The sequence below is a fragment of the Janthinobacterium sp. Ant5-2-1 genome (assembly GCF_001445815.1).
In the GTDB taxonomy this organism is placed as follows: Bacteria; Pseudomonadota; Gammaproteobacteria; order Burkholderiales; family Burkholderiaceae_D; genus Janthinobacterium; species Janthinobacterium lividum_E.
Genome location: NZ_LNCE01000065.1, coordinates 23,785 through 38,919, shown reverse-complemented (window position 1 = coordinate 38,919; position 15,135 = coordinate 23,785). Strand labels below are relative to the sequence as shown.

The following is a 15,135-nucleotide window of genomic DNA, read 5'->3' as shown; positions in this document are numbered from 1 at the left end:
GACCGCCCTCACGGTGCCAGCACGCCCAGCTGGCGCAGCAAGGTCAGATTGTCTTCCAGGTGCCAGTTGTCGCTGATGCGCCCTTGCCCATTCACGCGGTACAGGTCGAACGCATGGAAATCGATGGCTTGGCCCTGGCCGCGCAGCTCGCCCTGCGGCGTGGGGAAGACGCCCGTGAAGCGCCCCGTGAAATGCAGGCGCAGGGTCACCCGGTCGCCGGCCACCAGCATCTCCTCGATGACCACCTTCAAATCCGGCACGGCCGCATGGAACACTTGCGACGCCTGCAGCGGACCGGCCAATCCCTGCGGGCGGCCGGCGGGCAAGGTGCGGTCAATAAAATTGTCGGCCAGCGCCAGGCGCGCCAGGGCCGGGTCGCCGCTTTGCCAGAATGCGGCGTAGCGGCGCGCGGCCAGCGCCGTTTTATCCGTGGCGGTGGCGCCGGACAGTTGGGCCGGCATGGGCAAATCCGTGGTGGCATGGGCTGGCGCGGCGGCCAGCAGCGACAGGGCCAGGATGGCGGGGGCAAAAGCGGGCATAGTAGTTCCAAATGAGTTGATCGGCGTGCACATGGCACACCGCCATTCTGGACTCGCTTGCCCCGCCTGATAATTGGCCCCGCGCTTGAATCAGTTACTTGCAGCAGTTGAAGATCAGCGCCCGCCCGCCACGTCGAGGATGCTGCCCGTCACATAGCTGGCGCCCGGTCCCAGCAGGTATAAAATCGCGTCGGCGATTTCTTCCGGCTGGCCGCCCCGCTGCATCGGCACGCCGGGCGCCAGGCGCGCCACCCGTCCCGGTTCGCCGCCAGACGCGTGGATGTCCGTATAGATGATGCCGGGCCGTACGCCGTTGACGCGGATACCCTCGGCCGCCACTTCCTTCGCCAGGCCCAAGGTCATGGTATCGACGGCGCCTTTCGAGGCCGCGTAATCGATGTATTCGTCCGGAGAGCCGAGGCGGGCCGCCGCCGACGACACGTTCACGATGCGCCCGCCCTGCCCGCCATGGGCCGTCGACATGCGCCGCACGGCTTGCTGGCAGCACAGGAAATAGCTGATCACGTTGGTGCGCAGCACGCGTTCCAGGCGCTGCACGGACATGTCGACGAGCCTGCATTTCTGCTCCAGCACGCCCACATTGTTGACCAGCGCCGTGAGCGTTCCCAAACGTGCGTCGACTTCGCCAAACAGCCGTGCCACGTCCGCTTCATCGCTGGCGTCGGCCTGCACGGCGATGGCCTCGCCGCCGTCGGCCACGATGCGCGCACACAGCGCGTCGGCCGCCTGCGCATCGCGCACATAGTTGATGCAGACGGCATAGCCCTGGCGCGCCGCCAGCAGCGCCGTCGCCGCGCCGATGCCGCGGCTGCTGCCTGTAATCAAGATCACTTCTTTCATTGTCCCTCCTGAATAGTTGTGGCTTCATCATACGCGGACGAAAAAAAACCCGCGCGCGGCGGGTTTTTCGTACTGATACATTCAATTTCGGAAATGCGTCATGGCGTAAGTCAGATGCTGCCACCAGTGTTCGCGCGACCGCACGGACGCCAGGCATTTCGCATCGACCTCGTTCTTGAACGCGGGGTCCACGCAAGCCTTGCTGGCCAGCGCATTGCGCTGGTTTTCCACGTTGACGATGGCGATCGCCAGCCACGCCACGAGGGCCACGGCCAGTACGCACAAAGTCCAGGGCAGCTGTTTCATGGCTTCTCCGCTTACTTCTTCCCTGGCGCGGGAGCGCGCTCTTTCAGCACGCGCGCCACCAGTTCATCCATCACGCGCAGGGTTGCCGTCTGGGTTTGCGGCTCGGACTGGCCAGGGCGCGACAGCTGCGCCGGCGACGTCACGAAGCGGCCGTCGATGACGATGGTCGGTGCGCTGTCGATCTTGCTGGCGGTGATCAGCTGTTCGTTGCGTTTCAGCTTGGTCTGCACGCCGAAGGAATTGAACATGTCCAGGTATTTCGCCTTGTCGATGCCGTTCTTGACCAGCAGGTCGAGGATGGCGTCATCGCGGTTCAGGCGGTTGCGCTCGACGTGAATGGCGCGGAAGATCTTGTCGTGGAACTGGTCCAGCTGGCCCATCGCTTCCAGCGTGGCATAGGCGTGTGCCTGCGGGTCTTTCGGGCCGGAGAAGGCCAGGTGGATGCGGCGGAAAGCGATCTTGTCGCCCTGCTTCTTGACCCAGTCGTGCATCAAAGGATCGAGTGCGTAGCAATGCGGGCACGAGTACATGAAATACTCGACCACTTCCACCTTCTTGCCCGTGTCCGTACGCACTGGCGTCGTGAGCGTGGTAAAGCCGGTATCGGCCGCCATGGCGCCGCCGGTGGCCGCCACCAGGGTGACGGCGGCAAGCAGGGGACGCAAGAAACGCAGAAAACGCATAATAATCCTTCATCATAAGTGGTCGTGAACGGGGCGAGATTACCACTTTTTGCGCCGGACGATGTCGCCCTGCCGGAAAAAAAGCGCTTTTACGCGCTCCGTTTGCGTCCGCTTAAGCCGCATTTAAGCCCCGCTGCGCCCCTGCCTCAGAAATGGTAGCGCGCCGACACGCGCAGCTGGCGCGCATCGTTGAGGTAAATGCTGGAACGGCAGCCCGGCGCATCGCCGTAATGGCGGCGGTTGGCCAGGTTGCTGCCGGCCAGTTCCAGCTCCCAGGCGCCCAGCTTGCGCGCATAGCGTCCGTCCACGGTGGCAAACGCAGGCACTTGCGCCAGGCAGCTGTTGGCGAAATCGGGGCCATAGCGCAGGGCGCGCAGCCATTGCACGCCGGCGTCGGCACTGGCGCCGCCCTGCCCCGTCCAGTACAGGCGCAGGCTGGCCAGGGTCTTTGGCACGAGGGCGATGTCCGGGCCGTCGTAGGCGTAATCGTCATAGCGCGCATGCACCTGCCGCAACTGAGCGTCGAGGCGCCAGTCGCGCGCCAGCGCCATGCTGGCTTCGATGGCGACGCCGTCGCGGCGCGAGGGGTCGAGGTTGCCCGCAAAGCCCAGCTGTCCCAGGTTCTGGTCGAAGACGATCTGGTTGCTCAGGCGCTCGCTGAAGACGCGCACGGAAGCGCTGCGCGCCGCGTCGCCGAAGGTGGCGCCCACTTCCATGTCGCGTCGCAGCTGTCCCGCCAGCGGGCGGTAGCCGGCGCGGGTATAACCATCGTCGTCGATGCGGTAGCTGCGCGCGGCCTTGGCGTACACGCTCAGTTGCGGGCGCAATTGCAGGCTGCCCTGCACGTCCCAGGCATTCTGGTTTTCCCAGTCGCTGCCGCCGGCGGGCATGTCGGCCGGATCGAGCTGGAACTGTTCATGCCGCAGCCCCAGCAGCAGGCGCGGCGCATACGCGCCGCCGAAGGCCAGCTCTTCGCGCAGCAGCAGCGCGCGCGAATACTGGCGGCGCTGCGCATCGCCATCGCGGCCCGAGCGCCGCTGCCACTGCATCAGGTCCAGGCCCACTTCCGTATCCGTGCCCACGCCGTCCACCTTGCCGTAATGACGCAGGCGTGGCGCCAGCTGCCGGCGGCGGCTGCTGTACGTCGACTCGCTGCTGCCGTCCTCGCCCGCATAGTGGGCCGTGGCGCGCTTTTCCCGCTGCGACAGTTCCACGCCCAGCTCGAAACTGCCTACATAGCGCTGCACGAAGGCGCTGGCGCGCCGCACCTCATAGCGGTACAGGTCTTCCGGGCGGGCGGCAAGCAAGGCCAGGAACGGCGCCTCGGGCGCGGGATAGCGGGTGTCCTGCTTCAGCTGGTCGGCGCTGAAGCCGAAGCGGCCCTGGCGCAGCTTCCATTCCGCGCCGCCGTTGAAGCCGCGCTGGTGAAACACGCTGCCGTCGCGGTAATTGCCATTGCGCAGGCCGTCGACGGCCACGTCAAGCACCATGCCGCCCTGGTCGCGCGACAGGGCGCCGCGCACGCTGTGCTGGCCGCCCTGCGCCAGTTCGGCGGACAAGTCGCCATGCATGACGCCGGCCGCAGCGCCATCCACGCCAGCCACGCCTTCCTGCGCGCACGCCGGCATGGCCAGGGCGCACAGCAGCAAGGTGCGCGCGGCGATGGTCAGGGCGGAAAGGGCAGGCATCATGGCGGAAAGCTGGGTGCGCTACCGGGGCGCGCACGCACGGTAACAGGAAGGATGGCAAAAGCGAATCATTATACGCACGGCGCACGGCGCCGCAAGCGATGGGCAAGTGGCCGGCATGGCGCATCGACGCCTGGCCGGCGGCCCTCAGCTTCCAAGGCGCGCCTCGTCGGCCAGGAAGTCGATGAAGGTGCGCACTTTCGACGACAGGTAGCGGCGGCTCGTGTAGACGGCGTAGACACTGCCGCCCGCCAGCTTGAAATCGTCGAAGAGGCGCACCAGGCGCCCGGCCGCCAGGTCCGCATCCGTTTGCCACGATGGCAGCAGGGCGATGCCCATGCCGTCGAGCGCGGCCGCATGCAGCAGGCTTTCGTTATTGCATTGCAGGACGGGCGAGAATTTTACTGTCTCGCGCCCCTGAGCCCCATCGAAGGCCAGCTCGTTGCCGTTCGCCAACAAGGAATAGCTGATCATGGCGTGTTGCGCCAGGTCCTGCGGCACGTGCGGATGGCCCGCGCGCGCCAGGTAGGCGGGCGCGGCCACCAGGTGAAAGGCGATGCTGCCGATGGGCCGCGCGATCAGGGCCGGCGATGGCGCCTGGCTCACGCGCAGGGCCAGGTCGAAGCCCTCTTCCACCAGGTTGACCACTCTGCCGCTCAAGTCGATGTCGAACGTCACTTCCGGAAAACGTTCGCGGTAGGCCACGAGGGTGCGCGTAAAGATGGCGTTGGCGAACCAGACGGGAGCGCTCAGGCGCAGCATGCCGCGCGGCACCACCGTCGTGCGGCCGACCGTCGCTTCCACCTCGTCGAGGTTGTCGAGCATGTCGCGGCACTGTTCAAAATATACCTTGCCGATTTCCGTCAGGCTCAGGTGGCGGCTGCTGCGGTTCAGCAGACGCGCGCCCAGGTGGCGTTCCAGGTGCATCACGTGCTTGCTGACCATGGCCGGCGACAGGTCGAGGCGCTCGCTGGCGCGCACGAAACTGTCCAGTTCCACCACGGCGCGAAACACGCGCATGCTGCGCAAGGTATCCATGACGGCCCAATCATCAACAAATTGGAAATGATATATCAATAATTGCGATCTTGATCAACTGACTGGGCATGACTATCATCGATAGCATCAGTCATTCCACTGCGGAGCCGCCATGCAAGAACACACCTTCCCTACCTACTTCCTGTCGCACGGCGGCGGCCCTTGGCCGTTCATGAAAGACCAGTTCGGCGGCCGCTACGACGTGCTCGAAGCGTCGTTGCAGGATATCCCGCGCCAGATCGGCGCGCGCCCGAAAGCCGTACTCGTCGTCACGGCGCACTGGGAAGGACCGCAATTTCTCGTCTCGGCCAGCCCCCGGCCGGGCATGATCTACGATTACTCTGGCTTTCCGCCGCACACCTATCAAATCCAGTACCCGGCGCCCGGCGCGCCCGAGCTGGCGGCGCAGGTGAAACAGTTGCTGGACGCTGCCGGCCACCCGGCGCGCCTCGACCATGAACGGGGTTTCGACCACGGCACCTTCAGCGCCCTGTTCCCCATCTATCCGCAGGCGGACGTGCCGCTGGTGCAGCTGTCGCTGAAACACGGCTACGACCCGCTCACCCACGTCGAAGTGGGCCGCGCGCTGGCCAGCCTGCGCCGCCAAGGCGTGCTGATCGTCGGCAGCGGCCTTAGTTACCATAACCTGCGCCAGTTCGGCCAGGCGGGCGCCGTCGCCTCGCACCAGTTCGACGCCTGGCTGCGCCAGACGATGGCCTTGCCGCCGGAACAAAGATTGCAGCAATTGCTGGCCTGGGACAGGGCACCGGGCGCACGCCAGGCCCATCCGCAGGAAGACCATCTGCTGCCGCTGATGGTGGCGCTGGGCGCGGCCGAGCAGGAAACGGCGCAGGTCGTGTATCACGAGGAGGATTTCTTCGGGGCGCTGGCGGTGACGAGTTTCCGGTTTGGAACGACCGGCGGAAATTAGCAACGCGCCGGGGTCAGACGGGGACGCCGAGTCCCTCGACACCGCTAACGGCGGGTTCAGCGCCAACGTCACCGGGGGTCTGACCCCGGAATTTTAAAAAGCCGCTAACTAGCGGCTTTTTTTAGTTAAGTCCCGCGCTTGCCCCGCGCCGCGTTCTTCGCCTTTTCAGCGGCGATCTCGGCCGCCTTGGCGGCTTTTTCCGCCATCTCGGCCGCGTGCTGGGCCATCAGGGCCGCGCGCGTGTCCGGCGTTTCCAGAGAGATGCGTCCCAGGATGCCGCTGCGGTAGTCGAGCAGCAGGGTGTGCGACGCCTTCTCGAAATCGTAGTCGCCGCCCTTGATGCGGAAGCCGCGCTTGGCGGCGATGCCCTCGACCACGCCGATGGCGTCGACTTCACCGATCTTGGTGCCGTAGCGGGTTGCCAGCAAGTCCGGGTAGCGCTTGAGCAATTCCTCGGCCAGGAACACGGCCACTTCCTCTTCGATCAGCGCGTTCGAGCCGATGGCGTGGCTGGCGGCCAGCATCAGGCCGTCGCTGGGGATGGCGATCTTCGGCCACAGCATGCCGGGCGTATCGACAAGGATGGTGTTCTTGTCCAGGTACAGCTTTTGCTGCATTTTCGTCACGGCCGGCTCGTCGCCCACCTTGGCCACGCGCTTTTTCAGCAGCGCGTTCATCAGGGTCGACTTGCCCACGTTGGGGATGCCCATGATCATGATGCGCAGCGGCTTCGTCGGCACGCCGCGATGCGGCGCCAGCGACTTGGCCAGGTCCGGAATGCGCGCCACGTCGCCCGGCTTCTTGGTCGTCATCGCATACGCGGTCACGCCTTCCTGGGCATTGAAGTACGCCACCCAGGCGGCGGTCGCGGCAGGGTCGGCCAGGTCGGTCTTGTTGAGGATTTTCAGGCAAGGGCGCTGGCGGAACAGGCGCAGCTCGTCCACCATGGGATTGCAGCTGGCTGCCGGCAGGCGCGCGTCCACCACTTCAATCACCAGATCGGTGTTTTCCATGGTTTCGGCCGCTTTCTTGCGGGCCGCGTTCATGTGTCCTGGGTACCATTGTATCGCCATGCTCTTGCTTTCAAAATCGTTCAGTCAATCCGCTATTTTACGTGGTTGCCGCCACGACGTCCCATTTTCCACCGCCAGCGCCAGCCGTGCGACGCGAACGAGACAATTGGTGATAATTTAGCAGTTACATGAATGATAAGATCCGCAGTCCGTCCAGCCTGGGCGGACTCTCCATTGCAAGTTCAACCTGGCACGCATTCCATGCATCTTCCCCGTTTCCTCCTCCTCGTCCCCCTTTGCGCCTGCCTGCTGCCCGCCATGGCCCAGGAACAAGCGGCGGCGCCGGGCGACGCAGTGCACCAGGAAATGCAGCAGATTGTCGATGTGCAAGGCACGCGCGATCCCGACCTGCGCCCCTACCGCACCATGCTCAAGGGACTCGACGCGTATGCCGACCACCAGCGCCTGGCGCCGGGCGCGCCGCTGCGCTTCATGCTGATCCCCGCCACGCCGAAAGCCAGGCTCGATGGCGTGACCCTGCACCTGTCGGCCGACAACCTGTCTATCCCCGTGCCGCTGGCGGCGGACGGCGGTTTCACCTTGACGCGCGACAAGACCGCCTTCGATGCAAATGCCGACCTGGTCAGCAACAAGAAGCGCGATACCCTGCGCTGGCGCGCCGACATCCACACGCCGGGCCTGCCCCAGAACGTGCGTCGCCTGGGCGACTTGCGCCTGGAATGCGAAATCCGCTGGGCCGTCGAGCAGGATGACTTGCCGTTTGTGCGGCGCAACCTGTTCCGCCTGGCGGGCGGGCCGTGCCATTCGTCGCTGATCCACGTGCCGTATCCCGTGTTCCGCAAGCTGCTTGCCGTGCAGGCGCGCTCGGGCGAGCGCACGCTGGACATCCGCATCACGGAAGACCGCCAGCGCTACGTGCCGCCGCTGCATGACGCGAGCTGGGACGACAATACCCTGCTGACCCTCACGTATGCGGACGACGGCAACATGGCGCAAGCCGCCCCTGCAGCGCCCATGAAGGCGGCGCTGCGCCAGTGATACGTGCCCGGAAAGCCAGGTCAAGTATTTCCATGTAGATTTTTTTATTTACTGAGAGTAATAAAAAAGTGTGCTCTAATATCGCCTCTTAAATGAAAAGCAATTATTTTCCAGGCTGGCTCCCGCCAGATGCAGGGAGATAGGCGATGGGGATAGCTCGATATGATGATGGAACACACTGGCAAGGCGCCCAAGCGCGTGCCGCGCAATGACTGGAAGAAGGAATGCCGGCAATTGCAGGGGCAAGTGGCGCAGCTGGAAGAGCGCCTGAAACGCCAGAGCGCCGACAGCTATGGCTTGCAAATGCTGTATGACCAACTGGTCAATGAAATCAAGCACCACCGCGACATGTTGCAGCTCGACAGTTTTGATGCGGATAAATCATCGCTCGTCTACACGCAGGCCTGGCGCCGCTTCATGGCCGGCGAGGCGCTCGACTACCAGACGCACCGCCACACGCATTCCGGCAGCCGCCCTACCTTGCTGTAGTCAGAGTTCCGCCAGCGCCTTCACGTGCGCCGCCACGCTGCGGCCCAGCGACGACAGGTTGTAGCCCCCTTCGAGGCAGCTGACGATGCGGCCCTTGCCATACTGATTGGCCACGGCCATCATCTGCTGCGTCATCCACGTGTAGTCGGCCTCCACCAGGCCCATGCCGCCCACGTCGTCTTCGCGGTGGGCATCGAAACCAGCGGAAATGAAAATCATCTGCGGCTGCTGGCGGTGCAGCGCCGGCAGCCAGTGGTCGAGCACCAGCTGGCGCACGGCGTCGCCTTTCGAGCGGGCCGGCACGGGCACGTTGACGCGCGTGTCGGTGTACGATTCCACGTCGCTGTACGGATAGAACGGGTGCTGGAAAAAACTCACCATCAGGATGCGCGGATCGTGCGCCACGGACTCGGCCGTGCCATTGCCATGATGCACGTCGAAGTCGACGATGGCGACCCGTTCAAGCCCGCGCACGTCGAGCGCATGCTTGGCGGCGATGGCGACATTATTGAACAGGCAAAAACCCATCGGTTCGCTGGGCCGCGCATGGTGGCCGGGCGGACGGATCGCGCAGAAGGCATTGCTGATCTCGCCATCGATGACGGCGTCCGTGGCTGCCACGGCCGAGCCGGCGGCGGCCAGCGCCGCGTCATAGCTGTGCGCGTTGAGCAGGGTGTCGCCGTCGAGCGGATAGTAGTCGCCCTCTTGCGGCACATTGTCGCGCACCAGGCCGATGGCCGTGGCGCTGTGGTTGCGCTCGATATCGGACAATTGCGCGCGCACGCCGTCGCGGTGTTCGACCAGGTCGCTGATGTGCGCGAGGATCAATTGATCATTGATGGCCTGCAAGCGGGCCGGCGATTCAGGGTGCCAGTCGCCCATTTCATGGCGCTGGCAATCGGGATGGGTATAAATGGCTGTGCTCATGCGCTGTACTGGTTACCTCTGTCTCTGTCCATTCTCCGGGAACACTGCATGGCATTCCTGTTCGCCCTGCGCGTTCTCGCATAAAATCACTGGCCGGTCTGTGCCGCTACCGCACTAATCTACCACGTGCACGCAACGGGCGGGCGGCACGGCTTGACCTGGCCAAAGCGATTGTAAATTAAATAATCCGACTTACTGTGATAGAAATAGCATGTTTTCGAAAATACACCAGGCCGCACAGCAGATCGGCGAAGTTCTCGTCGGCAAACACTTGCAGATCCGCCAGACCCTCGCCTGCGTGCTGGCCGGCGGCCACCTGCTGATCGAAGACGTGCCCGGCGTGGGCAAGACGACCCTGGCCCACGCGCTGGCCATCTCGCTGGGCCTGCAATGGAAGCGCCAGCAATTCACCAGCGACCTGCTGCCCGCCGACGTGGCCGGCATGAGCGTGTATGACCGGGGCAGCGCCAGCTTCGTGTTTCATCCCGGCCCCCTGTTCACGCAAGTGCTGCTGGCCGACGAGATCAACCGCGCCACGCCGAAGACGCAATCGGGCTTGCTCGAAGCGATGGAAGAGCGGCAAGTGACGCTCGATGGCGTCACGCACGCGCTGCCGCAGCCGTTTTTCGTCATCGCCACGCAGAACTGCGCGCACCAGCTGGGCACCTTCCCCCTGCCCGAATCGCAGCTCGACCGTTTTCTCATGTGCGTGACCCTGGGCTACCCCGATGCAGCCGCCGAACGGGCGCTGCTGCTGGGCGCCGACCGCCGCGCCATGCTGCACACCTTGCCGGCCGTCATGAACGCGGAAGAATTGCTGCAGGCGCAAGCGGGCCTGCGCGCCATCCACGCCTCGGCCGCCGTCGTCGACTACGTGCTGGCCCTCGTGCACGCCACGCGCGCGCCGGGCGTGTTTGCCGATGGCCTGAGCCCGCGCGCCGCGCTGGCCTTGCTGCAGGCGGCGCGCGCCTGGGCCGCCCTGGAAGGCCGCGACCACGTCACGCCCGAGGACGTGCAAGCCGTGCTGCTGCCCGTCTGCGCCCACCGCCTGCATGCGGCGCAAGGGTCCGTGGACAGCCGCGCGCTGCTGCAGCACATGCTGTTGAGTATTCCCGTCTGACAGCCGTGCGCCTGCGCGACATCCAATGGCTGCCGGTGCGCCCCTGGCTGGGCGCGCAGCGCGTGCACGTCCGTCCCTCGGGCGCGGGCCTGGCGTTTGCCGCACTGCTGCTGGCGCTGTGGATCGCCGCCGTCAATTACCGCCTAGGCCTGGGCTATGCGCTCACGTATTTCGCGGCCGCCTGCGCCATCGCCGACATGTTATTTGCCAGCCGCAACCTGGCAGGCCTGGCCCTGGCCGCCACACCGGGCAAGCCCGTGTTCGCGGGCAGCCAGGCCACGTTCACCTTGCGCCTGATCAACCGCAGCGCCCGCCCGCGCCATGCGCTCCACGTGGCCATCAGCGGTTCGGCGGCAGCGCCCAGCCTGGCCGACATCGCCGCCCACGGGGAAACGGCCGTTGACATCGTGGTGGCCGCGCCGCAGCGGGGATGGCTGGCTGCGCCTGCCGTGCGCCTGTCCGGCAGTTTTCCGCTGGGCCTGTTCCTTGCCTGGTGCCACTGGCAACCTGACGCAAGCGTGCTCGTGTATCCGCAGCCCGAACACAATGCGCCGCCGCTGCCCTTGCCTGCCGGCACGCTACAGCCGGCACAGCAGGCACGGCAGCCAGACTCACCCGATGGCGCCCTGGAACTGGCCGGCGTGCGCGCCTACCAGCCAGGCGATCCCTTGCACCGCCTGGCCTGGCGCCAGATCGCCCGCCATGACGGCGAGCATGTATTCAGCAAGCAATTCCAGCCTGCCGCCGACTCTCCCGCAGGCGCAACCCATGGCAGCATCGTGCTCGAACATGCGGCCCTGCACGCGCTGGCGCCGGAAGCGCGCTTGTCGCGCCTGGCCGCCTGGGTATTGCAGGCGGAACGCGCGGGCATGCCGTACGGCTTGCACCTGGGCGCGCTGACTCTGGCGCCGGCCTTGGGCGACAGCCACCGCGACGCCTGTTTGCGCGCACTGGCCCTGCACGGTTCGCCGCATGATTTGCCGCACGATTTTCCGCCAGCGCAGGCGACGCCATGAAAGCCTGGCTGAGCAATTTGCCGCGTGACAAGGCCGACATCATGCTGCTGTTGCTGGCCGCCGCCATGGTGCTGGCGCCGCACGTGCTGCACCTGCCCCCGTGGCTGTCAGCCGCCGCTGCCGCGCTCCTGCTGTGGCGCGCCGCCATCACCGTGCGGGGCCGGCGCCAGCCGCAGCTGATCCTGCTAGCGCCGCTGGCCTTGCTCGGCATCGCCGGCGTCTACGCCAGCTACGGCACCGTGCTGGGACGCGATCCGGGCGTGGCCATGCTGGCCCTGCTGCTGGCCTTGAAGTCGCTGGAAATGCATGGCCGGCGCGACATCTTCGTTTTCGTCTTCCTCAGTTTTCTCCTCCTGCTGGCGAACTTTTTCCATACGCAAAGCATCCTCAGCGCCGCCTGGATGCTGGCCACAGTCATCGTCCTGCTGGCCGCCCTGCTGTCGGCCCAGTACGGCGCCGTGCAGCCGCACCTGGCGCAAAGGTTAAATTTACTGGGACGCATGCTGGCGCTGGCCATCCCCCTGTCGGCCGTGCTGTTTCTTGCCGTGCCGCGCGTCGACGGTCCCCTGTGGGGCACGGCAACAGAAGGCGCACAGGCGCGCACGGGCTTGTCCGACAGCATGCAGCCGGGCGCCATCGCCTCGCTGGTCCTGTCAAGCGAACCCGTCTTCACGGCCCGTTTCAGCACAGCACTCCCGCCGCAAGACCAGTTGTACTGGCGCGGCGTGGTGCTGGGCGACTTCGACGGCGCCACCTGGACGCGCCGGGGCGCGAAGGGCCGCGCGCCTGCCAGCGACAGCCGCATAGACATCGCGCTGGAAGGCCAGCCCAGCCACTACGAAGTCAGCTTGCAAGCGAGCGGCCAGCGGCGCATCTTCGCGCTCGACGTGCCGCGCAGCATCGAACGCTTGCCCGGTAATCCGTATGTCGTGTCGTCCGCGCTGGAAGTGCTGACCATTCAACCCATTACTTCGACCGTGCGTTACCGCGTCAGTTCCCATTCCCGCTACCGGCTGCAGGCAAGCTTGTCGCCAGAACAGCAGCAGCCATGGCTGGCCTTGCCCACTGGCAGCAATCCGCGCAGCGTGGCCTGGGCCCGCGCCTTGCGCGGCAGCGGCGCACAGGCGCTGGCGCCGGCCGACGCCATCGCCGCCGTGCTTGAGCACTTCCGCCGCGCGCCGTTCCGCTACACCCTGCAGCCGCCGCTGCTGGGCAAGCAGGGCGTCGACGACTTCCTGTTCACCACGCAAGCGGGTTTTTGCGAACATTACGCGGGCAGCTTTGTCGTGCTGATGCGCGCCATGGGCATACCCGCGCGCGTCGTCACCGGTTACCAGGGCGGCTTGCGCAACGGTACGGACAACAGCTTGACGGTGCGCCAGTCCGACGCCCATGCCTGGAGCGAAGTGTGGCTGGCGCAACGGGGCTGGGTGCGCGTCGATCCCACCGGCGCCGTTGCGCCCCTGCGCACGCAGCGCAACCTCGACGCCGCCCTGCCGCCGGCCCCGTCACCGCTGACGGCTTGGCGGGCTCTGACAGGCCTCGATGGCGGCGCGCAAGGGGCGGTTGCCGCGTGGCGCCAGCAATGGCAGCAGGCCGAGCACGCCTGGAGCAGTTGGGTGCTCGACGCCACGCCCCAACGCCAGCGCGCCATGCTCGACGGCTTGAAAAACGTGCCAGCGACAAAGCTGGCAGTCGCTTGCGCCGTGCTGGCCCTGCTGTCCGCCGTGGCGGGCGCACTGGTCTGGTGGCGGCAGGCGCGGCAAGGCGATCCGCTCGACCGCCTGTACGCGCGGTTTTGCCAGCGACAGGCGCGGCGCGGCTACAGCCGTGCGCCGCATGAAGGCCCGTACGGTTATGCTGTCCGGTTGGCCGCAGGCAAGGCCACACAAGAGGCGCACGCCGCCATTGCACAGTTTCTGGCAATCTATGCCGCGATGAAGTATGGTAATGCCAACCCAGACGAACAATTCCGCGCGCGGCGCAGCTTGCGCCGCCTGTTAACCCAATGCCGATGAGACGCTCCTTGTTACCGATCAAATACCCCGCCCTGTCCCTGCTCCTCTCCCTCCCCCTGTGCCTGGCCACGGCGCACGCTGGCGAAAACAGCAATATTTCCGCTGCCGACCGCGCCCGTGCCGTGCGCGCGGCCAAGGCGCCTCCCGCCAAGACAGCAGCAAAAAAAGCACCGGCGAAATTCGACTTCGAAGGCGAATTTGTCGACTATGCCAACTGGAAGGAAGTACGCGCCTTCCTCGATGACATGTCTGCCAAACACGGCTTTGACCGCGCCGAGCTCGACACCCTGATCGGCAAGGTGCGCTATGTCGAATCGACCGTGCAACTGATGAAACCGGCGCCGCCGGGCAAGCCGAAGAACTGGCAAGCGTACAGCTCCCGCTTCATCGAACCGGTACGCATCAATGCGGGCGTGAAATTCTGGGATGAGAATGCGGAAGCGCTGGCGCGCGCGGAACGCGAATATGGCGTGCCAGCCGAAATCATCGTCGGCATCATCGGCGTGGAAACCGTGTACGGACGCAACACGGGCCGCTTCCGCGTGCTCGACGCGCTGACGACTCTGGCGTTTTCCTATCCGGAAAGCCCGACCCGCGCCGCGCGCATGGAGTTTTTCAAGGGAGAACTGGAAAACGCGCTGTTGTATGCACGCAAGGATGGCATCGATCCATTGACCCTGCTCGGCTCGTATGCGGGCGCCATCGGCCTGCCCCAGTTCATGCCCAGCAGCATCATGAAATATGCGGTGGACTTCGATGGCGATAGTCACATCGACCTGCGCAATTCCACGGCCGACGCCATCGGCAGCGTCGCGCATTTCCTCGTCGAGCACGGCTGGCGGCGCGATGACCCGGCCGTCAGCACCTACCCCGTCACCGTCTCGGCCAGCCGCACGTGGGAAAAATTCATCGGCCAGGGCTTGCAAGCCAAGTACCGGCTGGGGGAATTGCAGGAAGCCGGCGTCAGTGCCGCGCCGTCCACGCCCCAGAACATGTTGTTCGGCCTGATCGACTTGCAAAATGGTTCAGAAGCAACTGAGTATCACTTGGCAACCAATAACTTCTTTGCTATAACTCAGTACAACAGAAGTTATTTTTATGCCATGTCAGTGCTTGACTTGGGCAAGGCCATCAGTCAAGTGCGCGCACGCTAACCGAAAGTCAGTGTAAAGTTATAATATTACTTGTAAGAAAGCGTAAGCGATATTGAATCGACCAGCAAACAGGTCTATGGTAGGGCCGATAACATGTGCCAGCCTCGCTCGCCAGCCTTTGTGCGGCACGGAATGCAGTAATGGTTTTATACTTAACTTTTGTCAAAGTACAATTTTTGTTCTATCATAGAGCATAATAAAGAATAAATAGGTGTTGCAGCTAGACAACACCGATTCTGTACCAAGCAAGATTATCGGGCTTTCCAGCTTGAAATTGAATCCTGTTGTACAAT

At 64.9% G+C, this 15,135-nt stretch carries 15 protein-coding genes; 7 read left to right on the top strand and 8 right to left on the bottom strand.

The window, feature by feature from the left end; genetic code table 11:
* Positions 1-8 precede the first annotated feature (8 nt).
* The 6 genes from ASN89_RS20620 to ASN89_RS20595 all read right to left on the bottom strand — a co-directional run bounded on the left by ASN89_RS20620 (position 9) and on the right by ASN89_RS20595 (position 5,115).
* Positions 9-539, bottom strand: a complete 531-nt coding sequence (locus ASN89_RS20620) for an ester cyclase (protein WP_058050582.1) — start codon at positions 537-539, stop codon at positions 9-11.
* Between the two features lie 114 nt (positions 540-653).
* Positions 654-1,400, bottom strand: a complete 747-nt coding sequence (locus ASN89_RS20615) for an SDR family oxidoreductase (RefSeq protein ID WP_058050581.1) — start codon at positions 1,398-1,400, stop codon at positions 654-656.
* An 81-nt stretch (positions 1,401-1,481) separates the two neighbouring features.
* Positions 1,482-1,706, bottom strand: a complete 225-nt coding sequence (locus ASN89_RS20610) for a hypothetical protein (protein WP_058050580.1) — start codon at positions 1,704-1,706, stop codon at positions 1,482-1,484.
* Between the two features lie 11 nt (positions 1,707-1,717).
* A complete protein-coding gene (locus ASN89_RS20605; RefSeq protein WP_058050579.1) occupies positions 1,718-2,389 on the bottom strand; it encodes a thiol:disulfide interchange protein DsbA/DsbL in 672 nt (223 codons plus the stop codon).
* 146 nt (positions 2,390-2,535) lie between these two features.
* Entirely contained in the window at positions 2,536-4,080 is a 1,545-nt protein-coding gene (locus tag ASN89_RS20600) for a TonB-dependent receptor (RefSeq protein WP_058050578.1), read from the bottom strand.
* A gap of 144 nt (positions 4,081-4,224) precedes the next feature.
* Complete coding sequence (locus ASN89_RS20595; protein WP_046682662.1) at positions 4,225-5,115, bottom strand: LysR family transcriptional regulator; 891 nt, start codon at positions 5,113-5,115, stop codon at positions 4,225-4,227.
* Between the two features lie 112 nt (positions 5,116-5,227).
* On the opposite strand from ASN89_RS20595, the gene ASN89_RS20590 reads away from it, so the two are divergent.
* A complete protein-coding gene (locus ASN89_RS20590; protein ID WP_058050577.1) occupies positions 5,228-6,046 on the top strand; it encodes a DODA-type extradiol aromatic ring-opening family dioxygenase in 819 nt (272 codons plus the stop codon).
* A gap of 125 nt (positions 6,047-6,171) precedes the next feature.
* Here the strand turns inward: ASN89_RS20590 and ylqF are convergent, their stop codons facing one another.
* Positions 6,172-7,119: a ribosome biogenesis GTPase YlqF gene (gene ylqF / locus ASN89_RS20585; protein ID WP_071650173.1), complete on the bottom strand. Its 948-nt coding sequence runs from the start codon at positions 7,117-7,119 to the stop codon at positions 6,172-6,174.
* A 201-nt stretch (positions 7,120-7,320) separates the two neighbouring features.
* On the opposite strand from ylqF, the gene ASN89_RS20580 reads away from it, so the two are divergent.
* Positions 7,321-8,118 (top strand): hypothetical protein, encoded by a 798-nt coding sequence (locus tag ASN89_RS20580; RefSeq protein WP_138828898.1) that lies wholly within the window; start codon positions 7,321-7,323, stop codon positions 8,116-8,118.
* 162 nt (positions 8,119-8,280) lie between these two features.
* On the top strand, positions 8,281-8,607 hold the full coding sequence (locus ASN89_RS20575) for a hypothetical protein (protein ID WP_046682664.1): 327 nt from the start codon (positions 8,281-8,283) through the stop codon (positions 8,605-8,607).
* On the opposite strand, the gene ASN89_RS20570 is transcribed toward ASN89_RS20575, so the two are convergent.
* On the bottom strand, positions 8,608-9,534 hold the full coding sequence (locus ASN89_RS20570) for a histone deacetylase family protein (RefSeq protein ID WP_046682665.1): 927 nt from the start codon (positions 9,532-9,534) through the stop codon (positions 8,608-8,610).
* Positions 9,535-9,745: 211 nt separating this feature from the next.
* On the opposite strand from ASN89_RS20570, the gene ASN89_RS20565 reads away from it, so the two are divergent.
* The 4 genes from ASN89_RS20565 to mltB are packed head-to-tail and all read left to right on the top strand — an operon-like array spanning position 9,746 to position 14,842.
* Positions 9,746-10,654, top strand: a complete 909-nt coding sequence (locus ASN89_RS20565) for an AAA family ATPase (protein WP_058050576.1) — start codon at positions 9,746-9,748, stop codon at positions 10,652-10,654.
* 5 nt (positions 10,655-10,659) lie between these two features.
* Positions 10,660-11,670 carry a DUF58 domain-containing protein gene (locus tag ASN89_RS20560; RefSeq protein WP_058050575.1) on the top strand — a complete coding sequence of 337 codons (1,011 nt, stop codon included), beginning with the start codon at positions 10,660-10,662 and terminating at the stop codon, positions 11,668-11,670.
* The gene (locus tag ASN89_RS20555; RefSeq protein WP_058050574.1) at positions 11,667-13,688 is read left to right on the top strand and encodes a DUF3488 and DUF4129 domain-containing transglutaminase family protein; all 2,022 of its coding nucleotides are present in this window, start codon (positions 11,667-11,669) and stop codon (positions 13,686-13,688) included. Before ASN89_RS20560 ends, ASN89_RS20555 begins: the two co-directional genes overlap by 4 nt.
* On the top strand, positions 13,679-14,842 hold the full coding sequence (gene mltB / locus ASN89_RS20550) for a lytic murein transglycosylase B (RefSeq protein ID WP_082654677.1): 1,164 nt from the start codon (positions 13,679-13,681) through the stop codon (positions 14,840-14,842). The genes ASN89_RS20555 and mltB overlap by 10 nt, the downstream gene beginning before the upstream one ends.
* The last annotated feature ends 293 nt before the right edge of the window (positions 14,843-15,135 follow it).

What these genes read in the sequence shown, in the direction of transcription:
- ASN89_RS20620 (WP_058050582.1), bottom strand. Translation starts at nt 539, where the DNA reads ATGCCCGCTTTTGCCCCCGCCATCCTGGCCCTGTCGCTGCTGGCCGCC.
- ASN89_RS20590 (WP_058050577.1), top strand. Translation starts at nt 5,228, where the DNA reads ATGCAAGAACACACCTTCCCTACCTACTTCCTGTCGCACGGCGGCGGC.
- ASN89_RS20575 (WP_046682664.1), top strand. Translation starts at nt 8,281, where the DNA reads ATGATGATGGAACACACTGGCAAGGCGCCCAAGCGCGTGCCGCGCAAT.
- ASN89_RS20565 (WP_058050576.1), top strand. Translation starts at nt 9,746, where the DNA reads ATGTTTTCGAAAATACACCAGGCCGCACAGCAGATCGGCGAAGTTCTC.
- ASN89_RS20610 (WP_058050580.1), bottom strand. Translation starts at nt 1,706, where the DNA reads ATGAAACAGCTGCCCTGGACTTTGTGCGTACTGGCCGTGGCCCTCGTG.
- ASN89_RS20595 (WP_046682662.1), bottom strand. Translation starts at nt 5,115, where the DNA reads ATGGATACCTTGCGCAGCATGCGCGTGTTTCGCGCCGTGGTGGAACTG.
- ASN89_RS20605 (WP_058050579.1), bottom strand. Translation starts at nt 2,389, where the DNA reads ATGCGTTTTCTGCGTTTCTTGCGTCCCCTGCTTGCCGCCGTCACCCTG.
- ylqF (WP_071650173.1), bottom strand. Translation starts at nt 7,119, where the DNA reads ATGGCGATACAATGGTACCCAGGACACATGAACGCGGCCCGCAAGAAA.
- ASN89_RS20570 (WP_046682665.1), bottom strand. Translation starts at nt 9,534, where the DNA reads ATGAGCACAGCCATTTATACCCATCCCGATTGCCAGCGCCATGAAATG.
- ASN89_RS20600 (WP_058050578.1), bottom strand. Translation starts at nt 4,080, where the DNA reads ATGATGCCTGCCCTTTCCGCCCTGACCATCGCCGCGCGCACCTTGCTG.
- ASN89_RS20615 (WP_058050581.1), bottom strand. Translation starts at nt 1,400, where the DNA reads ATGAAAGAAGTGATCTTGATTACAGGCAGCAGCCGCGGCATCGGCGCG.
- ASN89_RS20555 (WP_058050574.1), top strand. Translation starts at nt 11,667, where the DNA reads ATGAAAGCCTGGCTGAGCAATTTGCCGCGTGACAAGGCCGACATCATG.
- mltB (WP_082654677.1), top strand. Translation starts at nt 13,679, where the DNA reads ATGCCGATGAGACGCTCCTTGTTACCGATCAAATACCCCGCCCTGTCC.
- ASN89_RS20580 (WP_138828898.1), top strand. Translation starts at nt 7,321, where the DNA reads ATGCATCTTCCCCGTTTCCTCCTCCTCGTCCCCCTTTGCGCCTGCCTG.